The organism is Pseudomonas sp. BJP69, assembly GCF_007633355.1.
GTDB classification, from domain to species: Bacteria; Pseudomonadota; Gammaproteobacteria; order Pseudomonadales; family Pseudomonadaceae; genus Aquipseudomonas; species Aquipseudomonas juntendi.
The window spans coordinates 936,822-957,084 of the sequence record NZ_CP041933.1; the positions used below are offsets into that span (position 1 = coordinate 936,822).

The 20,263-nt window shown below is 63.1% G+C and carries 18 protein-coding genes; 4 read left to right on the forward strand and 14 right to left on the reverse strand.

Features of this window, described 5'->3' with window-relative positions:
- The first annotated feature begins 186 nt into the window (after positions 1-186).
- Entirely contained in the window at positions 187-867 is a 681-nt protein-coding gene (locus FPB55_RS04360; protein ID WP_029885073.1) for a Fe2+-dependent dioxygenase, read from the forward strand.
- A 2-nt stretch (positions 868-869) separates the two neighbouring features.
- The gene (locus tag FPB55_RS04365) at positions 870-1,619 is read left to right on the forward strand and encodes a tetratricopeptide repeat protein (protein WP_144187586.1); all 750 of its coding nucleotides are present in this window, start codon (positions 870-872) and stop codon (positions 1,617-1,619) included.
- A gap of 105 nt (positions 1,620-1,724) precedes the next feature.
- Here FPB55_RS04365 and FPB55_RS04370 read toward each other — a convergent pair whose 3' ends face one another.
- The 5 genes from FPB55_RS04370 to FPB55_RS04390 all read right to left on the reverse strand — a co-directional run bounded on the left by FPB55_RS04370 (position 1,725) and on the right by FPB55_RS04390 (position 6,839).
- Positions 1,725-2,888, reverse strand: coding sequence for a type III PLP-dependent enzyme (locus FPB55_RS04370; RefSeq protein ID WP_029885071.1), 1,164 nt, complete (start codon positions 2,886-2,888; stop codon positions 1,725-1,727).
- A 505-nt stretch (positions 2,889-3,393) separates the two neighbouring features.
- Positions 3,394-4,551, reverse strand: coding sequence for an ABC transporter ATP-binding protein (locus FPB55_RS04375; RefSeq protein WP_054911402.1), 1,158 nt, complete (start codon positions 4,549-4,551; stop codon positions 3,394-3,396).
- Positions 4,548-5,201, reverse strand: a complete 654-nt coding sequence (locus FPB55_RS04380; RefSeq protein ID WP_054905881.1) for an ABC transporter permease — start codon at positions 5,199-5,201, stop codon at positions 4,548-4,550. The genes FPB55_RS04375 and FPB55_RS04380 overlap by 4 nt, the downstream gene beginning before the upstream one ends.
- Positions 5,198-6,112, reverse strand: coding sequence for a glycine betaine ABC transporter substrate-binding protein (locus tag FPB55_RS04385; protein ID WP_029885068.1), 915 nt, complete (start codon positions 6,110-6,112; stop codon positions 5,198-5,200). Before FPB55_RS04385 ends, FPB55_RS04380 begins: the two co-directional genes overlap by 4 nt.
- Before the next feature lie 13 nt (positions 6,113-6,125).
- The gene (locus tag FPB55_RS04390; protein WP_009685140.1) at positions 6,126-6,839 is read right to left on the reverse strand and encodes an ABC transporter permease; all 714 of its coding nucleotides are present in this window, start codon (positions 6,837-6,839) and stop codon (positions 6,126-6,128) included.
- 893 nt (positions 6,840-7,732) lie between these two features.
- Between FPB55_RS04390 and FPB55_RS04400 the strand changes: the two genes are divergently transcribed.
- Complete coding sequence (locus FPB55_RS04400; protein WP_144187590.1) at positions 7,733-9,316, forward strand: peptide chain release factor 3; 1,584 nt, start codon at positions 7,733-7,735, stop codon at positions 9,314-9,316.
- Between the two features lie 132 nt (positions 9,317-9,448).
- Here the strand turns inward: FPB55_RS04400 and FPB55_RS04405 are convergent, their stop codons facing one another.
- The 4 genes from FPB55_RS04405 to FPB55_RS04420 form a co-directional block, all read right to left on the reverse strand.
- Positions 9,449-10,528, reverse strand: a complete 1,080-nt coding sequence (locus FPB55_RS04405; protein ID WP_054890027.1) for a polyamine ABC transporter substrate-binding protein — start codon at positions 10,526-10,528, stop codon at positions 9,449-9,451.
- A 52-nt stretch (positions 10,529-10,580) separates the two neighbouring features.
- The gene (locus tag FPB55_RS04410; protein WP_009685143.1) at positions 10,581-10,922 is read right to left on the reverse strand and encodes a cupin domain-containing protein; all 342 of its coding nucleotides are present in this window, start codon (positions 10,920-10,922) and stop codon (positions 10,581-10,583) included.
- Between the two features lie 31 nt (positions 10,923-10,953).
- Entirely contained in the window at positions 10,954-12,360 is a 1,407-nt protein-coding gene (locus FPB55_RS04415; RefSeq protein WP_054890026.1) for an FAD-dependent oxidoreductase, read from the reverse strand.
- 64 nt (positions 12,361-12,424) lie between these two features.
- A complete protein-coding gene (locus tag FPB55_RS04420; RefSeq protein ID WP_125854831.1) occupies positions 12,425-13,225 on the reverse strand; it encodes a nuclear transport factor 2 family protein in 801 nt (266 codons plus the stop codon).
- A gap of 211 nt (positions 13,226-13,436) precedes the next feature.
- Between FPB55_RS04420 and FPB55_RS04425 the strand changes: the two genes are divergently transcribed.
- Positions 13,437-14,336, forward strand: coding sequence for a hypothetical protein (locus tag FPB55_RS04425; RefSeq protein ID WP_047150133.1), 900 nt, complete (start codon positions 13,437-13,439; stop codon positions 14,334-14,336).
- 316 nt (positions 14,337-14,652) lie between these two features.
- Here FPB55_RS04425 and FPB55_RS04430 read toward each other — a convergent pair whose 3' ends face one another.
- From FPB55_RS04430 to FPB55_RS04450, 5 genes are all read right to left on the reverse strand, one after another.
- On the reverse strand, positions 14,653-15,621 hold the full coding sequence (locus FPB55_RS04430; RefSeq protein ID WP_009685148.1) for a peptide ABC transporter ATP-binding protein: 969 nt from the start codon (positions 15,619-15,621) through the stop codon (positions 14,653-14,655).
- A complete protein-coding gene (locus FPB55_RS04435; RefSeq protein ID WP_054890024.1) occupies positions 15,621-16,589 on the reverse strand; it encodes an ABC transporter ATP-binding protein in 969 nt (322 codons plus the stop codon). The genes FPB55_RS04430 and FPB55_RS04435 overlap by 1 nt, the downstream gene beginning before the upstream one ends.
- A 10-nt stretch (positions 16,590-16,599) precedes the next feature.
- On the reverse strand, positions 16,600-17,526 hold the full coding sequence (locus FPB55_RS04440) for an ABC transporter permease subunit (RefSeq protein WP_009685150.1): 927 nt from the start codon (positions 17,524-17,526) through the stop codon (positions 16,600-16,602).
- 10 nt (positions 17,527-17,536) lie between these two features.
- The gene (locus FPB55_RS04445; protein ID WP_009685151.1) at positions 17,537-18,547 is read right to left on the reverse strand and encodes an ABC transporter permease subunit; all 1,011 of its coding nucleotides are present in this window, start codon (positions 18,545-18,547) and stop codon (positions 17,537-17,539) included.
- A 90-nt stretch (positions 18,548-18,637) separates the two neighbouring features.
- The gene (locus tag FPB55_RS04450; protein ID WP_144187592.1) at positions 18,638-20,248 is read right to left on the reverse strand and encodes an ABC transporter substrate-binding protein; all 1,611 of its coding nucleotides are present in this window, start codon (positions 20,246-20,248) and stop codon (positions 18,638-18,640) included.
- Between the last annotated feature and the right edge of the window lie 15 nt (positions 20,249-20,263).

Here is a 20,263-nt window from a genome sequence, read left to right on the forward strand (position 1 = left end):
GATACTAATGTAAGCGATTGTGACTAACAATTGAGATTCGTTACCATTCGTGAAGAATTTACAATCTTTACAATTTGCCCTTAAGTTTCCAATCGGCTGAAACGTCGTAAGCGGCGAAAAGGCTTGTGTAGCGCAAAAGGGAATCAATATCATTGGGCCTTTACAGTTCCCGACGGTAACCTTGCCATGCTGCTGCACATCCCAGGCCTGTTCGCCGCTGACGAACTGGCCCGTATTCGCGAGGCCCTGGAGCAGGCTGACTGGGCCGATGGCAAGGTGACTGCCGGCTACCAGTCGGCCAAGGCCAAGCACAACCTGCAACTGCCAGAAGGGCACCCGCTGGCCAAGGAAATCGGCACCGCGCTGATCGACCGCCTGTGGAAGACCCCGCGCTTCCTGTCGGCGGCGTTGCCGCACAAGGTGTTCCCGCCACTGATCAATTGCTACCGCGAGGGCGGTAATTTCGGCTTTCACATCGACAATGCCCTGCGCCAGCCCAAGGGCAGCCCGGAGCGCGTGCGTACCGACCTGTCGTCCACGCTGTTTCTCAGCGACCCGGGCAGCTACGACGGGGGGGAACTGGTCATTCAGGACACCTATGGTGAGCAGCAGGTCAAGCTGGCGGCCGGAGACCTGGTGCTGTACCCCGGCACCAGCCTGCACAAGGTCAACCCGGTCACCCGCGGGCAGCGCTATGCCGCCTTCTTCTGGACCCAGAGCCTGGTGCGTGAGGACAGCCAGCGCGCGCTGCTGTTCGAAATGGACAATGCCATCCAGCAACTGACGGCCGATGTGCCAGAACACCCTGCGTTGCTGCAATTGACGGGCACCTACCACAACCTGCTGCGCCGCTGGGCCGAGGTCTGACCGTGGGCTATCAGTTGCGGCGTGAGGAAGTGCTGGACGTGGCCGGGTTGCGGGCCATGCTTAAGCAAAGCCCGGGCAAGGCGGCCCAGGCCATCCTGGCAGCGGCGGGGCAGGGCGTGGTCGAAGCGCAGTTGCTGCTGGGGCAGATCCTGCTCGATGGGCGCGGGATAGAAGCCGACGCCGAGGTTGCCCGGCGCTGGTTTGCCATTGCCGCGCAAGCTGGCAACGCCATGGCGCATAACATGCTCGGGCGTTGCCTGGAGCATGGCTGGGGCGGTGCGGTAAACCTGGCTCAAGCCGCCGTGCACTATGCCCGCGCCGCCGATGCCGGGCTTGCCTGGGGGCTGTACAACCTGGGTAACCTGCTGGCGACCGGGCGTGGTGTGCCGGCCAACCAGGCGCAGGCGCTGATGTGCTACGAGAAGGCCGCACAGCAGGGGCATGCCAAGTCGATGAACCTGTACGGGCGCTATCTGGAGCAGGGCATTGCCACCGCGCCCAGCCCCGCGCGTGCGGTGCGCTGGTATCGCCGGTCGGCCGAGGCAGGGGATTTTCGCGGCATGTTCAGCCTGGGGCTGGTGCTGGTCGAGCGTGGCCAGGTGGCCGAGGCTGCGCCTTGGCTGGAGCGTGCGCGGGTCGAGGGTAACCTGAACTTTCTGCGTGCGGCGCTGGTGACCCTGCAGGGCGCGGGGCCGGTGCTCATGGCGTTTGCCGCGCGCTATGCCGAGGAAATCGAACGGCGCGAAGCTTGAAGTTGCCTGTGCTGGCCCAATCGCCGGCAAGCCGGCTCCCACCTCGACAGCGCTGATCTCGGCATCTGCACACATGAAAACGGGGCCTCGCGGCCCCGTTGTGCATTACAGGTAGTAGGCCTTCAGCGGCGGGAAGCCGTTGAATTCCACTGCGCTGTAGCTGGTGGTGTAGGCACCGGTCGACAGCCAGTACAGGCGGTCACCAATGGCCAGGTTCAGCGGCAGGCCGTACTTGTAGTTCTCGTACATGATGTCGGCGCTGTCGCAGGTAGGGCCGGCGATGACCACTTCTTCGGTTTCGCCTTTCTTCTCGGTCCAGATCGGGAACTTGATGGCTTCGTCCATGGTTTCGATCAGGCCGGAGAACTTGCCCACGTCGGTGTAGATCCAGCGCTCGACGGCGGTACGCGACTTGCGTGCAACCAGCACCACTTCGCTGACCAGGATGCCGGCGTTGGCGATCAGCGAACGGCCAGGTTCGAGGATGATTTCCGGCAGCTCGTCACCGAAGTCTTCCTTGAGGAAGCGAATGATTTCTTCGGCGTAGGTTTCCAGGCTGTTGGTACGGGTGATGTAGTTGGCCGGGAAGCCACCGCCCATGTTGATCAGCTTCAGTTCGATGCCGTCTTCTTCCTTCAGGCGCTCGAAGATCACCTTGACCTTGGCGATGGCGGCGTCCCACACGCTGATGTCGCGCTGTTGCGAACCGACGTGGAAGGAGATGCCGTAGGGCACCAGGCCCAGGTCGCGGGCCAGGATCAGCAGGTCCATGGCCATGTCGGTCTGGCAGCCGAATTTGCGCGACAGCGGCCAGTCGGCAGTGGTCGAGCCTTCGGTGAGGATGCGCACGTACACTTTCGAGCCCGGGGCGGCCTTGGCGATGTTGCGCAGGTCGGCTTCGGAGTCGGTGGCATACAGGCGCACGCCCTTCTCGTAGAAGTAGCGGATGTCCTTGGACTTCTTGATGGTGTTGCCATAGCTGATGCGGTCAGCGCTGACGCCGCGGCCCAACACCTTGTCCAGCTCGTAGATCGAGGCGATGTCGAAGCTCGAACCTTTCTCCTTGAGCAGGTCGATGATCTCGACAGCCGGGTTGGCCTTCACCGCATAGTAGACCTTGGCGAATTCGAAACCCGCGCGCAGGTCGTCGTAGGCCTGGCTGATCATCTGGGTATCGATGAGTACGAACGGGGTTTCCTGCTTGTCGGCGAACGCCTTCATTTTCTGGAAGGTATCACGCGCGAAATAGTCTTCGACCTGGATCGACATGCTCAGGGACTCCATGGGCAAACTGAAAGATTAAGTGGCTGCAAACTGAACGTCCTCCGTATCCCCACTTTGGTTCGCCTACTCAGTACTTGAGCCGGATGGATCGTTTCCAGCATGGACGTTCGGCGCGCACTTTAGGGCGTGAAGAATGCAGAATCAACAGGCAATCCTGGCGTGATCGGCGTTGATCGGCCACCTGTCGTTTGAATAAACGACTCATATGACCGGCTGCTGTTCCCGGTGGTGTTTCAAGCGTAAAAAATTGTGGAATGGACCAAGTGGGATCATGTGCGGTTGAAGCCGCTGCTACAGGGTTTTCACCCACCCTGTGGCAGCAGCCTGATACCCGATGGCACCAGAGGTGTTCATATTTATGGCCACGCTTTTCTGGTACCCACGTGCCGAAAATCGCGCATAAATTTTTTGTTACCGACCGACGGATGCGACGCTTCTGGTGCGTGAAACCCGTATCCGCACCTAGCTGCGCATCAGTAGGCAGCGCTCATCACGATGCCACCGCCTCCGCCGGGGAGACGATGCTGGTCTTGGCGCCGCGCGAGCGGCCGGAACTCAGGTACGCCGCAATCGACTCCTGTGTCACCTCGCCGAGGAACACCTGCTCGGCATCCAGCACCGGCAACCACGCCCGGTTGAACTCGTACATGCGCGACAGCAGGATACGCAGGTGCTCGTCGTGCGAGGCGGTGGCATTGAACGGGCGCAGGAAGTCACCACAGGTGCCCTGCTGGCGGTGCATGTCCCGCCGGCGTACATAGCCCAGGGCCTTGTTCTGCGCGTCGGTGACCACCACGTAGCGGCGGTCGTGTTCGTCGAGCAGTTCCAGCGCATCGCTTACCGGCGTTTCCGGGCTGACCGCCGGGGCGTTGTCTGCCGCATCTTCGGCGCGCACCAGCAGCAGGCGCTTGAGGGTGCTGTCCTGGCCTACGAAGTTGCTCACGAACTCGTCTGCCGGGTGCGCCAGCAGCGTGTCCGGGTGGTCCAGCTGCAGCAACTTGCCGGCCCGGAAGATGGCAATCTTGTCGCCAAGCTTGATCGCTTCGTCGATGTCGTGGCTGACCATGATCACGGTCTTGTTCAGCGCTCGTTGCATTTCGAAGAATTCGTTCTGGATCATTTCACGGTTGATCGGGTCGACCGCGCCGAACGGTTCGTCCATCAACAGCACCGGCGCATCGGCCGCCAGCGCGCGGATCACGCCGATACGCTGCTGCTGGCCACCGGAAAGCTCGCGCGGGTAGCGTTGCAGGTACTGTTTGGGCTCGAGCTTGATCATGTGCATCAGTTCGCGGGCGCGTTCGTGGCATTTCTGCTTGTCCCAGCCGAGCAGGCGCGGCACCACGGTGATGTTCTCTTCGATGGTCATGTTGGGGAACAGGCCGATCTGCTGGATCACGTAACCGATGTGGCGGCGCAGGGTCACTTCGTCCAGCCCGGTGGTGTCCTCGCCATTGATGAACACCTGGCCCGAGGTTGGCGTGATCAGGCGGTTGATCATTTTCAGCGTGGTGCTTTTGCCGCAGCCCGATGGGCCGAGGAACACGCAGATTTCCCCTTCGTTGACGGTGAGGCTTACCGCGTCGACGGCTTTGACGTCCTTGCCGTTGACGTTGAAGGTTTTGCTGAGGTTCTTCAGTTCGATCATGAGCGCAGTCCTTCTGGAGTCAGGGCACGTTGCAGGGTTTGCAGCAGCAGGTCGGCGATGATGGCCAGCAGGCTGACCAGTACCGCGCCGACCAGCAGCATCGACATGTCGCTGCGGCTGATGGAGGTCAGGATCAGCACGCCAAGGCCACCGGCGCCGATGGTGGCGGCAATGGTCATGACGCCGATGTTCATCACCACGGCGGTACGCACGCCGGCGAGGATCACCGGCACGGCGATGGGCAGCTCGACCATGCGCAGGCGCTGGCCGAAGGTCATGCCGATGCCGCGCGCGGCTTCGCGGATGCCGGGTTCGACATTGGTCAGGGCCAGGTAGGTGTTGCGCATGATCGGCAACAGCGAATACAGGAACACGGCGGTAATCGCTGGGAGCGGCCCGAGGCCTTGGCCGAATTTGGAGTAAAGCGGCAGCAACAGGCCGAACAGGGCGATCGACGGGATGGTCAGCAGTACCGTGGCGCTGGCCTGCAGCGGGCCGGCCAGGGCAGGGAAGCGGGTCATGAGGATGCCCAGCGGCACGCCCACCAGAATCGCCAGGCCCACGGCCACACCGACCAGCATGATGTGTTGGCCGGTCAGGTTCAGTACCTGGGTCCAGTCGAGGTGGTTGAAGGTATCGATCAGGTTCATGGCTGGCCCTCGCTGGTCAGTGGGTGATCGCGCAGGAAGGCGGCGGCCACGGCGGTCGGGTTCTGGTGCTCGACATCGACCTTGGCGTTGAGCTGGCGCATGGTTTCATCGTCCAGTTGCTCGGCCAGCGGTTTGAGCAGCCCCGCCAGCTGCGGGTTGGCGTCGAGCACGGCCTTGCGCACCACCGGCGCGGCCGTGTAGTCAGGGAAGTAGTGCTTGTCGTCTTCCAGCAGCTTCAGGTTGAAGGCGCTCAGGCGGCCATCGGTGGTGTACACCAGGCCGGCGAACACCTGGTTGTTGCGCATGGCGGTGTAGACCAGGCCCGCGTCCATCTGGCGGATGTTGGCGCGGCCCAGTTGCAGGTCGTACATCGCTTTCAGGCCGACCAGGCCATCGGGGCGGTTGGCGAACTCGGTGTCCAGCGCCACCAGGTGCTTGCGCTCGCTTTCGTCACGCAGTACCTGGTTAAGGTCGCTGATGCTGTTGACCTGCGGATAGGCCTCGGCCACTTGCTTGGGCAGGCCCAAGGCGTAGGTGTTGCTGAACTTCGACGGGGTCAGCCAGACCAGGCCCTTTTTCGCGTCCAGCGCCTTGACCTTGGCGTAGGTGGCTTCGGCGCTGGGCATGCGTTCTTCGATGTGGTTGTACGACACCAGCGATACGCCGGTGTATTCCCACATCAGGTCGAGCTGGCCGGTTTCCTGGGCCTGGCGCGCGATGTTGCTACCCAGGCCGGTGGTGACGCGCACGTCGAAACCGTTGGCACGCAGGTACTGCGCGGTGATTTCGGCCAGTACGGTCTGTTCGGTGAACACCCGCGCGCCGATGCGGATCTGGGGCTTTTCCGCTGCCTGGGCAACTCCTGCGAACAGCAGGGCCGCGCCCAGCAGCAAAGCGATTGTTTTCTTCATGCGTTCCCTATCCTTAGTGGGCCAGGCCACGTTCCAGCCAGCGCTTGCTGGAGAAACTCACCGCCGCGTCCAGTAGCAGGGCCAGCAGTGCGGTACAGGCGGCCCCCAGCAGCAGCTGGGGCTGGTTGTTCAGGGCGATGCCGGGGAAGATCAGGCTGCCCAGGCTATTGGCGCCAATCAGGAATGCCAGCGGTGCGGTGCCCACGTTCAAGGCCAGGGCCACGCGAACACCGCCGACAATGATTGGCACGGCGTTGGGCAGCTCGACCTGCCACAGTTGCTGGCGTGGGGTCATGCCAATGCCCGTGGCGGCTTCCTTGAGCGAGGCGGGGACGTTTTTCAGGCCTTCGTAGGTGTTGCGCACGATGGGCAGGAGGGAGGCGAGGAACAGTGCGAAGATCGCCGGCCCGGCGCCGATGCCCAGGATACTCAGGGCGATGGCCAGAACGGCCAGGGGGGGGATGGTATTGCCAACGTTGAAGAACTGCATGAAGCGCTCGGCTTTGTCGACCCGGTGCGGCCGACTGAGCGCAATGCCGGCGGGGATGCCCACGGCCAGTGCCGCCGCCATCGAAGCCAGCACCAATACCAGGTGCGCTTGCAGGTAGAACCCAAGATCGTCGCGATACCGCGCGATCGTGTCGATGCCGATCCAGTGGACCAGCAGGGCCAGGATGACGAGCACGGCGGCCCATCCCAACAGCCCTTTACCGTAGCGTTTAGCCACAGGCGGACTCCTTGTGTTGTCGGCGAGCACACTTCTTGGTTGCCGGCCAGGGGTGGCGGCGGGTGGTGTGTTCGCGAGTAGCAGCCAGATGCAAACCGCAGGCTGCGATCTGGCCATGAGCCGAACCCCGTCGGGCCCGAAAATGCTGATGAAACCAGCCCTCAACCGAAGCGGGTTGCAGGGGAGTGGACGTCTCCAAGGCCCTAAAGGTTCCCATTTGAGGCGGCATTTGGCCAGCGTTAATCACTGGGGGAATGCAAATCTGGCGAGAGAAAACAGCGGCTTAGCTCGCTGCAGGCGTTGAAATAACTGCCCTGTGGCCATTTGTCGTGATAAAGCGATTGTGTGGTGAATCTGCTGTGGCAGTGCTGGCCCTATCGCTGGCAAGCCAGCTCCCACAGGGATCGCCTTAGGGCTGACAGGTGTTTGCCACAAGGTATGGCAGCGCCTGTTAGAGCGAGCGCCGCCCGCGCGGCGCAATCGCGAGCTGCGCTCGCTCCTACGTTTGTTTCGGGCCAATTATTCCTGTGGGATTCGCGCGCGAACGCCTTGGTGCATGCCTCAATATCGCGCCGTACAAACAAGGCGGCCGCGCGCGCCTGTCACAGGCGTTACTGGCCCGAAACAAACGTAGGAGCGAGCGCAGCTCGCGATTGCGCCGCGCGGGCGGCGCTCGATCTCATAGGCGCTGAAGATGCAGCGGCTACCCTTGCCAGGAACCATAGAATCTCCCACAGGTATTACACAGGGCTGGAGTACTGTGTAATACCTGTGGGAGCTGGCTTGCCAGCGATAGGGCCAGACCTGCAACCCCTGCATCAGCAGATTTTGGTCCCCGCCCAACTTCAGGTATGATATCGCCCCTTTCAAATCCCCCAGTCAGGCGATTTCCCATGACCAACCAGGCCGCCGAAGTCGCGAAGCGCCGCACTTTCGCAATCATTTCCCACCCCGACGCCGGTAAGACCACCATCACCGAAAAGCTGCTGCTGATGGGCAAGGCCATTGCCGTCGCCGGTACCGTGAAGTCGCGCAAGTCCGACCGCCATGCCACCTCCGACTGGATGGAAATGGAGAAGCAGCGCGGCATCTCCATCACCACCTCGGTGATGCAGTTCCCGTGCCGCGAGCACATGATCAACCTGCTCGACACCCCCGGCCACGAAGACTTTTCCGAAGACACCTACCGCACCCTGACCGCAGTGGACTCGGCGCTGATGGTGCTGGACGGCGGTAAAGGTGTAGAGCCGCGGACCATCGCCCTGATGGACGTCTGCCGCCTGCGCGACACGCCCATCGTCAGCTTCATCAACAAACTCGACCGTGACATTCGCGACCCGATCGAACTGCTCGACGAGATCGAGGCGGTGCTGAAGATCAAGGCCGCGCCGATCACCTGGCCGATCGGTTGCTACCGTGACTTCAAGGGCGTGTACCACCTCACCGGTGACTACATCGTGGTGTACACCCCTGGCCACGGCCATGAGCGCACCGAGGCCAAGATCATCCAGAAGCTGGACTCCGACGAGGCCCGCGCCCACCTGGGTGACCAATACGATTCGTTCGTCGAGCAACTGGAGCTGGTGCAGGGTGCTTGCCACGAGTTCAATCAGGAAGAGTTCATCAATGGCCAGCTGACCCCGGTGTTCTTCGGTACGGCACTCGGTAACTTCGGTGTCGACCACGTGCTCGACGCGGTGGTCGACTGGGCGCCGCGGCCGCTGGGGCGTGTGGCCCACGAACGTACCGTAGAGCCGGTCGAAGAGAAGTTCACCGGTTTCGTGTTCAAGATCCAGGCGAACATGGACCCGAAACACCGCGACCGTATCGCGTTCATGCGCATCTGCTCGGGCAAGTACGAAAAGGGCATGAAGATGCGCCACGTGCGCCTGAACAAGGACCTGCGTATCGGCGATGCGCTGACCTTCTTCTCCTCCGAGCGTGAGCAACTGGAAGAGGCCTTTGCCGGCGACATCATCGGCCTGCACAACCACGGCACCATCCAGATCGGTGATACCTTCACCGAAGGCGAGGCCCTGGGCTTTACCGGTATCCCGCACTTCGCCCCGGAGCTGTTCCGCCGTGTGCGCCTGAAGGACCCGCTGAAGTCCAAGCAGCTGCGCCAGGGCTTGCAGCAGCTGGCGGAAGAGGGTGCCACGCAGGTGTTCTTCCCTGAGCGCAGCAACGACATCATCCTGGGTGCGGTCGGTGTGCTGCAGTTCGACGTGGTCGCCAGCCGCCTGAAGGAAGAGTACAAGGTCGAGTGCGCCTACGAGCCGATCACCGTGTGGTCGGCCCGCTGGATCAGCTGCGACGACAAGAAGAAGCTTGAGGAATTCCAGACCAAGGCCATGGAAAACCTGGCCATCGATGGTGGCGGCCACCTCACTTACCTGGCGCCGACCCGGGTCAACCTGGCGCTGATGGAAGAACGCTGGCCGGACATCAAGTTCCGCGCTACCCGCGAGCACCACTGACTATTGGATTTGGGGCTGCCTTGCAGCCCTTCGCGGGCACGCCCGCTCCCACAAGGCTATCACTGCCCTCAGCTCTGGTGATATCCCTGTGGGAGCGGGCGTGCCCGCGAAGGGCCGCAAAGCGGCCCCATTTCAATTCCCGGCCTTGATACTGGTCCAGATCCGCGTCCTGATACGGTCGATCTTGGCCGGCATCGCCTCCAGCGCATACAGCTTGCCCATCACGGCCTCGCTCGGGTAAATCATCGCATTGCCTTTCAGCGCAGGGTCCACCAGGCCGTCCGCCTTGAGGTTGCCGTTGGCATACTGCACATGGTTGCTGATGTTGGCCATCACCTCCGGCTGCAGCAGGTAGTTCATGTAGGCATAGCCAGCCTTTTCATCCGGCGCATCGGCCGGCATGGCCACCATGTCGAACCACAAGGGCGCGCCTTCCTTGGGTATCGAATAGCCCACCTTGACGCCGTTGTGCGCCTCTTCGGCGCGGTTCTTCGCCTGCAGCACATCCCCCGAGAAGCCCACCACCACGCAGACATCGCCGTTGGCCAGGTCGCCAGTGTATTTCGAGGAGTGGAAGTAGCTGATGTAGGGCCGTACCTGCATCAACAGCGCCTTGGCCTTGTCGTAGTCTGCCGGGTTCTGGCTGTGGTGCGGCAGGCCCAGGTAGTGCAGGGCAATCGGCAGCAGTTCGGGGCCGTTGTCCAGCACCGCTACACCGCAGCTTTTCAGCTTGCTCATGTACTCGGGCTTGAAGATCAGGTCCCACGAGTCCAGCGGCGCGTTATCGCCCAGTACCGCCTTGACCTTGTCGATGTTGTAGCCGATTCCGGTGCTGCCCCACAGGTAGGGGAAACCGTACTGGTTGCCCGGGTCATTCACCTCCAGCGCCTTGAGCAGCACCGGGTTGAGGTTCTGCCAGTTGGGCAGCTGCGACTTGTCCAGGCGTTTCAATGCCTTGCCCTGGATCTGCCGGGCCATGAAGTGGTTGGAGGGGAACACCACGTCGTAGCCAGAGTTGCCGGTCATCAGCTTGCCGTCGAGAGTTTCGTTGCTGTCATACACGTCGTAGGTGGGCACGATGCCAGTGGCTTGCTGGAAATTTTTCAGCGTGTCGGGTGCCACGTAGCTGGACCAGTTGTAGATTTTCACCGTTTCGGCGGCACTGGCCACACTGGCGGCCAGCATCAAGGGTGCAAGAAGGCGTGTGCGCATGTCGGAGTTACCTTGCTTTGTCTGTCGTTATCGAAGGCAGGCGATCAGCGGATCAGAAAATCAGTACGTAGGTCTTGCGTACGGTCTCCTGGATGTCCCAGGTGCCGGTGCTATTGGCCGGTAGCATCAATGCGTCTCCGGCTTCTATAAGCAGGGGCTCGCCACCGTCGGGGGTGAAGGTGCAGCGGCCCTTGATGAAATGGCAGAACTCCTGTTGCACGATCTGCCGCCGCCAACGCCCGGGGGTGCACTCCCAGATACCGGTTTCGACGCCGTCGTCGCGTTCCACGCTGGTGACCGAAGCCACTGCCACGGGTTCGCCGAGCGGCACCGCTACCGGGCTGGCGCTAGCCAGTGCGACGCTGTCGGTATTCTTGAACTGGGTGATGCGCATGACCGGTGGATCCTGTGTTGGGGAAAGGGAATCAGTGCATGAAGCCTTCCATGAAGTCCGCGAGCGAGCTGGCCAGGCGCCGCCGCCAGGGCGCGCTGGCGGGGTTGGCGAGGGTCCGGTCCTCGTGGACGAAGCTCTGGATGATTGCGTTGTAGCCCAGCCAGCGGCAGGGCTCGGGGGGCCAGCTGGCCAGGCTTGAAACCGGGCGGTTGTCGAGCACCCACGGTTGCGCCGTCAGCGCGTTGTGCTGGTTGAGGATCAGGGCCGCCAGGGTCCGCCCGCCCAGGTTGGTGGCGCCAACGCCTTCGCCGCCGTAACCGCCGGCCAGGGCGATGCCGCGCTGGCGGTCGCAGAGCATGTGTGGGCGGAAGCGCCGCGCCATGCCAAGGTTGCCACCCCACGAATGGGTGATACGCGCATGCTTTAGCTGTGGGAAGAGTTCGCTGAACAGGTAGCGGCGCAGCTCGATTTCATGTTCGTCGAGGTTGAAGTTTTCACGCAGGCGGCCGCCGAAGCGGTACCCGCCCCGGGCGCCGAATACCAGCCGGTTGTCGGCCGTGCGCTGGCCATAGGTGACCTGGCGGCTGCTTTCGCTGAAGGCCTGGCCCTGGCTCAGGCCGATCTGTTCCCAGGTCGCCTCGGGGAGTGGTTCGGTGGCCACCAGCAGGCTCTGCACCGGCAGTTGATGTTTGCCTAGCGGTGGCAGGCTGGCGGCGTAGCCTTCCACGGCGGGCACCACCCATTGGCAGCGAATGCGCGCCAGCGGTGTACGCACCTCACCCGGTTGCCAGTCGATGGCTGGGGTATTTTCGTAGATCGGTACACCCAGCGCTTCCAGCGCCCGGGCCAGGCCACGGGCGAGCATGGCCGGCTGAATGGTCGCCGTGTGCGGGCTGTAGATCGCGCCATAGGCGTTGCTGACCCGTAGCTGCGCGTCCAGCTGTTCGGGGCGCAACCAACGGTAGTCGTCTTCGGTCATGCCCTGGCGGTACAGGTCGTCGAGGTAGGCGCGCAGGCTGCGTTCCTGTTCCGGGTAGCGCGCGGCGCAATACAGCACGCCCCCTTTGCGGTAGTGGCAGTCGATGCCTTCGCGCTGCAGCACGCTGTGCACCTCGTCCGGAATCCCGTGCAGCAGGTCGATGCTGGCGCGGCGCTGCTGCGGTGACAGGCTGGCGAGCAGGCGGTCTTCGCCGAGCAGGTTGCCCATCAGCCAGCCACCGTTGCGCCCAGAGGCGCCGAAACCGGCAATGTTGGCATCGATCAGTGCAATGTTCAGCTGGGGTGCCTGGCGCTTGAGGTAGTAGGCGGTCCACAGCCCGGTGTAGCCCGCGCCGATGATGCACACATCCGCGTCCAGGTCGTCGCGCAGGGCCGGGCGGGCGCACAGCGGCTCGTCGAGCTGGTCCATCCACAGGCTGAGCGTGCGCAGGGGTTGCATCGGGTTCGGCTCCACGTCCGTCAAGGTCTGTGGCCGATCCTAGTCGGGCGAGTGGGCGGCTGTCTTACGTGCGTGCACGCAGGGAAATTTGCTTCAGGTAGGCCTTGGGTGTGAGCCCGGTGTGTTCACGGAAGCACTTGTAGAACGCCGACAGCGAATTGAAGCCAGCGTTGAACGCCAGGTCATCGATGGGTGCTCCGGCGCTGTTGTCATCAAGGCTGGCCATCAGGTGCTGCAGGCGCGCCTGGTTGACGTAGCGGTAGAAGCTTTGCCCAAGCACCTGGTTCAGCAGGTAGGAAATCTGGTTGCGGCTGTAGCCACTGGCATCGGCAACTTGCTGCAGATCCAGTTCAGGGTCCAGGTAGGGGCGCTGGCGCTGAAAATAGTGTTCCAGGTCCTGGGCCATGGTCGACAGCTGCCGCGGTGACAGGCCCAGGCGGCTGGTGGCTGGCCGCGCGCCGCCGGTGCCCGCGGTGTTGCCGTGCTGGCGCACCAGGGTCGCATATTCGTTGACCCGCCAGATCAGGCCGTCCCTCACGGTAATTGCCTCGCTGGACTGAAACGCCACCAGGCCATCGCCGCCCTGTACCGTAACCTGGTACTGGATGAACGCGGTGCAGCCATCGACGCGGATACGGTCACTGTGGACGATGTCTTCGCCGGCTTCGTGGGGTAGGCAGGCGCGCACGTAGTCGCGCAATTCGCGATAGCCCAGCACGCGGTTCTGGAAGAAGTCGTGATACTGGACATCGGGGTGATAAAGCGCCATCACGCCGTCGAGGTCACGGTGCTTCCAGCACAGGTGGTAGCGCAGCACGGTCTCGGCGGTGAGTGGGGTCTGGGCGGGGTCATCGGGGAGCGTCATGGCTGGATCATGCCTTGCCGGCCAGGCCATCACAAGAATGCAGAACACCTGATGGATAGGGCGCTTTCGCGCATTTTGCACGGTTCAGCAGGCAGCCAGCGAGCTAAGCCACTGATTTATATGGGCGTCATTTTTTGTCACAGCTGGCACAGCTACTGCAAAGGTTACTGCGCGAATGGAATTCTCGCTAACAACATAAGGCGCACACATCATGATCACCTCTGCCGACTACCCCGCTGTCGATACGCAAAGCCGTTCAGGTGTTTCCTGGGCGGCCATCTTCGCTGGCGCGGCTGCTGCCGCATCCGTTTCCCTCATCCTTGTGGTACTGGGCGCGGGATTGGGCTTCGCCGCAACCTCGCCTTGGGCTGACGAAGGGGCGAGTGCCAAAGCCCTGGGCGTTTCTACCATTGTCTGGCTGCTGCTCACGCAGATCATCGCATCGGGCATGGGCGGCTATATTGCCGGCCGGCTGCGGGTGAAGTGGGCGAACCTGCACGGTGACGAGGTGTACTTCCGCGATACCGCGCATGGCTTCCTGTCGTGGGCAGTGGCCACCCTGGTCGCCGCCATGCTGGTGCTGGGTGCGGCGGGCAACCTGGTAGGTGCCGGGGCCAGCGCTGCATCGCAAGCGGCCACGGTGTCTGCTGCCGCAGGTGCATCGGCGGCTACCGGTAGCAACAATGACTCGATGGGGTACTTCGTCGACAGCCTGTTCCGCGGTGACGGCCCGGCGCCAGTCAGCGAGGACGCCGCCAATGGGGTTGCCGCGCGCATTCTGGCCAAGGGCATTGCCGGGGACGGCGCATTGCCTCCTGAGGACCGTACCTACCTGGCCCAGTTGGTGGCGCAGCGTACCCGCCTGACCCAGGCCGAAGCCGAAGCCCGTGTGGACCAGGTAATGGCTCAGGTGCAGCAGCTGAAAACCGATGCCAAGCAAGCGGCCGATACTGCCGCCAAGGTAGCTGCCTGGACTGCCCTCTGGACCTTCGTCGCGCTGCTGTGCGGCGCCTTCATCGCCAGCGTCGCGGCCCTGTATGGCGGTCGCCTGCGCGACCGCGTGCAGTGGCTGGAAGGCGACTACGTCACTACCCGCACCGTTCAACGTTAAGCAAGGAGAATTACCATGCGCTCGATATTGCTGTGGATGCTTGGAGTACCGATTCCCGTGATCATCCTGATTGCACTGTTCATGCACTGACAGTAAGGGCGGCCCAGGCCGCCCTTTGCTATTGCCACCATTGACGGAGGTTGAACATGCGCTCGATATTGCTGTGGATGATCGGCGTACCGATACCGGTGATTATACTCATCTGGATATTCATGCATTGAGCGGCTGGGGGCCGCGGGGCGGCCATCGCGGCGCAAGGCCGCTTCTGCAGAGGTCGCGTGAACCTCACGCCAGCGCAGACCGCTCTGGCAACTGATTAAAGAAACTGCTCCGCGTAATGACAGGCCACTTGCCGGGTACCGACTTGCCTGAACGCCGGCACGTCCTTGGCGCAGCGCTCAGTGGCATGTGGGCAGCGCTTGTGGAACGCGCAGCCGTCCGGCGGGTTCAGCGGGTTGGGCAACTCCCCGGCAATTCTGATTTTCGGCTTCAGCGGGTCGGGATGAATCGCCGGCGTCGCTGACAGCAGTGCCTGGGTGTACGGGTGCAGCGGCTTCTCGTAGATGTCCTCCTTGGGCCCCATTTCTGCGGGCCTTCCCAGGTACATCACCAGCACTTGGTCGGCCACGTGCCGCACCACCGCCAGGTTGTGCGAGATGAACACGTAGGCGGTGTTGAACTCCTTCTGCAAGTCCATGAACAGGTTCAGTACCTGTGCCTGGATCGACACGTCCAGCGCGGAAGTCGGTTCGTCTGCAACCAGTACCTTGGGCTGCAGCATCATCGCCCGGGCCAAGGCGATGCGCTGGCGCTGGCCGCCAGAGAACATGTGCGGGTAGCGCTGATAATGCTCGGGGCGCAGGCCGACCTGCTCCATCATCTTCTGCACCTTGTCTCGCCGTTCGGCCTTGCTCAGCGAGGTGTTGATCAGCAAAGGTTCGGCCAACTGGTCGCCAATCTTCTGCCGCGGGTTGAGCGAAGCGTAGGGGCTCTGGAATACCATCTGCACGTCGCGGCGCAGTTGCTTGCGCTGGGCCTTGCTGGCGCCAGTGACTTCGGTGCCGGCAATTTGCAGGGAGCCGGAAGACGGCTCTTCGATCAATGTCAGGGCGCGGGCCAGGGTCGACTTGCCGCAGCCAGACTCACCCACCACCGCCAGGGTCTTGCCGGCCTCCAGCTCGAACGACACGCCGTTGAGCGCGCGGACCAGTGCGTGGCCTTTGAACAGCCCGCGGGATACTTCGTAATGCCGGGTCAATTCCCGGGCAGTCAGAACCACGGCCATTACGCCACCTCCTGGTTCAGCGGGTAGAAGCAACGCACCAGGCTGTGCGCCTGAGGGTCGAGGGGCGGGCGCTGGCGCCGGCAGTTGTCCTGTACATAAGGGCAGCGCGGCGACAGCAGGCAGCCCACGGGGCGGTCGTAGCGGCCAGGCACGATGCCGGGCAGGGTGGCCAGGCGTTCGGCGCCAAGGCTGTGTTCGGGGATGGCCGCCAGCAGGGCTTCGCTGTAAGGGTGGGCCGGCAGGTCGAACAGCTCCGGAACCTGGCCAACTTCCACCGCCTGGCCGGCATACATCACGCACACCCGCCTGGCCGTTTCGGCGACCACGGCAAGGTCGTGGGTGATGAGGATCAGCGCCATGTTGCGCTCTTTCTGCAGGTTCACCAGCAGTTCCATGATCTGCGCCTGGATCGTCACGTCCAGCGCGGTGGTGGGCTCATCGGCGATCAGCAGCTTGGGTTCGCCGGCAATCGCCATGGCAATTGCCACACGCTGGCTCATGCCGCCGGACAACTGGTGCGGGTAGGCATCCAGGCGGCTTTCCGCCGCCGGGATCTCGACCTTTTTCAATAGCTCAAGGGCGCGTTGGCGCGCGGCCTTGCCCCTCAGGCCCAAGTGTTGGCGCAGCACCTCCTCGATCTGGAAGCCTACCGTGTAGCTGGGGTTCAGTGCGGTCATCGGGTCCTGGAAGACCATGGCGATGTCCTTGCCCACCACCTTGCGCCGTTGCCGGCCGCTGAGCTTGAGCATGTCGGTGCCGTCGAACGTCAGGGCGTCGGCGGTAATGCGCCCAGGCGCATCGATCAGGCCCATCAGGGCCATCATGGTGACCGATTTACCCGAGCCGGACTCGCCGACGATCGCCAGGATCTCGCCGGCGTCCACCGCCAGGTCCAGGCCATCGACCACCGGTACGGCAGTGGCGTCGCCGAAGCGCACGTTCAGGTTGTTGATCTGTAACAGTGACATGGCGTTCTCCTCAGGCGGCGTTCTTGAGTTTCGGGTCCAGCGCATCGCGCAGGCCGTCGCCCATCAGGTTGATTGCCAACACACTGAGCAGAATGGTCAGGCCGGGCAGGCTCACCACCCACCAGGCACGCTCGATGTAGTCACGCGCTGAAGCCAGCATGGTGCCCCACTCGGGGGTGGGCGGCTGCACGCCCAGGCCAAGGAAGCCCAGGGCGGCGGCGTCGAGGATCGCCGAGGAAAAACTCAAGGTGGCCTGCACGATCAACGGTGCCATGCAGTTGGGCAGCACCGTGACGAACATCAGGCGTGGCAAGCCGGCGCCGGCCAGGCGTGCGGCCGTGACGTAGTCGCGGTTCAGCTCGCCCATCACGGCGGCGCGGGTCAGGCGCACGTAAGAGGGCAGCGACACGATGGCGATCGCAATCACCGTGTTGATCAGGCCTGGGCCGAGAATGGCGACGATCGCCACCGCCAGCAGCAGCGACGGCAGGGCCAGCATCACGTCCATCAGGCGCATGATCGACGGGCCCAGCAGTTGCGGGAAGAACCCGGCCAGCAGGCCTAGCAGGATGCCCGGGATCAGCGACATCACCACCGAGGACAGGCCGATCAGCAGCGACAGCCGCGCGCCCTGGATCAGGCGTGAAAGCAGGTCGCGGCCGAGTTCGTCGGTGCCAAGGATGAACTGCCAGGTGCCGCCCTCCAGCCACACCGGTGGGGTCAACAGGAAGTCGCGGTACTGCTCGCTGGGGTCATGGGGGGCGACCCATGGCGCGAACAGCGCGCAGAACACCACCAGGCACATGAACGCCAGGCCCATCACCGCGCCTTTGTTGCGCGCGAAGGCTTGCCAGAATTCTTTGTACGGCGAAGGGTAGAGCAGGCTTTGGTCCACCGGGCTGGCCGGCGACACGGATTTCGGAATCGGGCTAGTCATGGCAAGGGCCTCAGCGCTGATGACGGATGCGTGGGTTGGCCAGGCCGTAGAGAATGTCCACGACGAAGTTGACCAGGATTACCAGGCAGGCGATCAGCAGGATGCCGTTCTGGACCACGGGGTAGTCACGGGCGCCGATGGCTTCGATCAGCCATTTGCCGATGCCCGGCCAGGAGAAGATGGTTTCGGTCAGCACCGCACCGGCCAACAGCGTGCCGACCTGCAGGCCGAACACGGTGAGCACCGGGATCAATGCGTTGCGCAAGCCATGCACGAACACTACCCGGGCCGGCGACAGGCCTTTGGCACGGGCTGTACGGATGTAGTCCTCGCGCAGCACTTCAAGCATCGATGAGCGGGTCATGCGCGCGATTACCGCCAGCGGGATGGTGCCGAGCACGATGGCAGGCAGAATCAGGTGCATCACCGCGTCCTTGAATGAGCCTTCCTCATCGCTGAGCAGGGTATCGATCAGCATGAAGCCGGTTTTCGGCTCGATGTCGTAGAGCAGGTCGATGCGCCCGGACACCGGGGTCCAGCCCAGGCTCACCGAGAAGAACATGATCAGGATCAGACCCCACCAGAAGATCGGCATCGAATAGCCCGCCAGGGATATGCCCATTACCCCGTGGTCGAACAGCGAGCCGCGTTTGAGCGCCGCGATCACCCCGGCCAGCAGGCCGACCACGCCAGCGAACAACAGCGCGGCAAAGGCCAGTTCCAGGGTGGCCGGGAACAAGGTCAGGAACTCGCGCCACACGCTTTCGCGGGTGCGCAGCGATTCACCCAGGTCGCCCTGGGCCAGCTTGCCGACATAGTCCAGGTACTGGACCGGCAGGGGTTTGTTCAAGCCCAGGCGCTCCATGGCCTGCGCATGCATTTCGGGGTCGACCCTGCGCTCGCCCATCATCACTTCCACCGGGTCGCCGGGGATCAGGCGTATAAGCGCGAAAGTCAGCAACGTGATGCCGAAAAAGGTCGGTATCAGCAGGCCAAGGCGCCGGGCAATAAAACTCAACATTGTCGGGGTTACCTCATCAGACCGTACGGCCAGCAGCACGCTACGGCAGTGCCGCCGGTTCCCTGCTGGGCGCCGGCGGTCGTCGTTGTTCTACTTCACCCGGGTGGTGGCGAAGTTGTTTTTGGCCAGAGGGCTGATCACGTAGCCCTCTACATTGTCACGCATGGCGGTGAACATCTTCGGGTGGGCCATGCTGATCCACGGTTGGTCGTCATCGTACACCTTCAATGCCTCGCTATAGAGCCTTGCCCGTTCGTCGTTGTCGACCACCTCGCGGGCTCGGCTGATCAGCTCCTGGAACTTAGGGTTGCACCAGCGCGCATAGTTCTCGCCGGTCTTGGCCGCCTCGCAACTGAGCAGGGGGGGGAGGAAGTTGTCCGGGTCGCCGTTGTCGCCCGCCCAGCCGGTGGACACCAGGTCGGCTTCACCGCGCTTGGCGCGGCGCAGCATCTCGGCCCACTCCATCACACGGATATCCAGCTTCAGGCCGATCTGGCCGAGGTCGGCCTGCAGCATCTCGGCCGACAGGCGCGGGTTGGGGTTGGTCATGCCACCGCCGTTGCGGGTGAACAGGGTGATGACGGTGCCCTCCGGCACACCCGCCTCCTTGAGCAGGGCGCGCGCCTTGGCAAGGTCACGCGGCGGGTTCTGGTTGGCCGGGTTGAAGCCCATCATGCTGGGCGGGTAGGGGTTCACCCCGACCAAGGCATTACCTTTGCCGAACAGCTGGTCGACGTGGGTCTGGCGGTCGAACGCCATGTTGATGGCTTTACGCACGCGCACGTCGCTGAGGTACTTGTGCTGGGTGTTCATGGCAACATAGCCGGTCACCAGCGCTTCGGTTTCGGCCACCTTGAGGGTGCGGTCGGCCTTGATCGAGGGCACGTCGTCCGGCTTGGGGTACAGCGCCACCTGGCACTCATTGGCGCGCAATTTCTGCAGGCGCACATTGCTGTCGGTGGCAATGGCGAAGATCAGGGCGTCAGCCGGCGGTTTGCCGCGGAAGTAGTCGGGGTTGGGTTTGAAGCGGACCTGCGCGTCCTTGTTGTAGCGCTGGAAGATGAACGGCCCGGTGCCGATGGGTTTGCTGTTCAGCTCGGCGGCCTTGCCGGCCTTGAGCAACTGGTCGCCGTATTCTGCCGAATAGATAGAGGTGAAGCCCATGGCCATGTCATGCAGGAACGGTGCTTCGGGGCGGGTGAGGGTGATCACCACGGTATGGTCGTCGGTCTTGTCCACCGCCTTGAGCAACTGACTGAAGGCCATGCTCTCGAAGTACGGGTAGCCGACGCTGGTCTTGTCGTGCCACGGGTGCGCCGGGTCCAGCTGGCGCAGCAGGCTCCACAGCACATCGTCGGCGTTGAATTCGCGGGTGGGTGTGAAGTAGTCGGTGCTGTGGAACTTCACGCCCTTGCGCAGGTGAAAGGTGTAGGTCAGGCCATCTGCTGAAATGTCCCAGCGCTCGGCCAGGGCCGGCTCGATGTCGGTGGTTCCGGGTTTGAAGTCCACCAGGCGGTTGAACAGTGTTTCAGAGGACGCATCGAAGGTGACGCCGGTGGTGTACTGGACCACGTCGAAGCCCTCCGGGCTGGCTTCGGTGCAGACCACCAGCGGCTTGGCCGCCAGTTGCGTGGCACTGCCGAGCACCAGCGCAGCCAGGGCCAGGCGTAGCGGTCGCGACTTGATGAAAACTCTGTGCATGGGTTGAAGACTCCC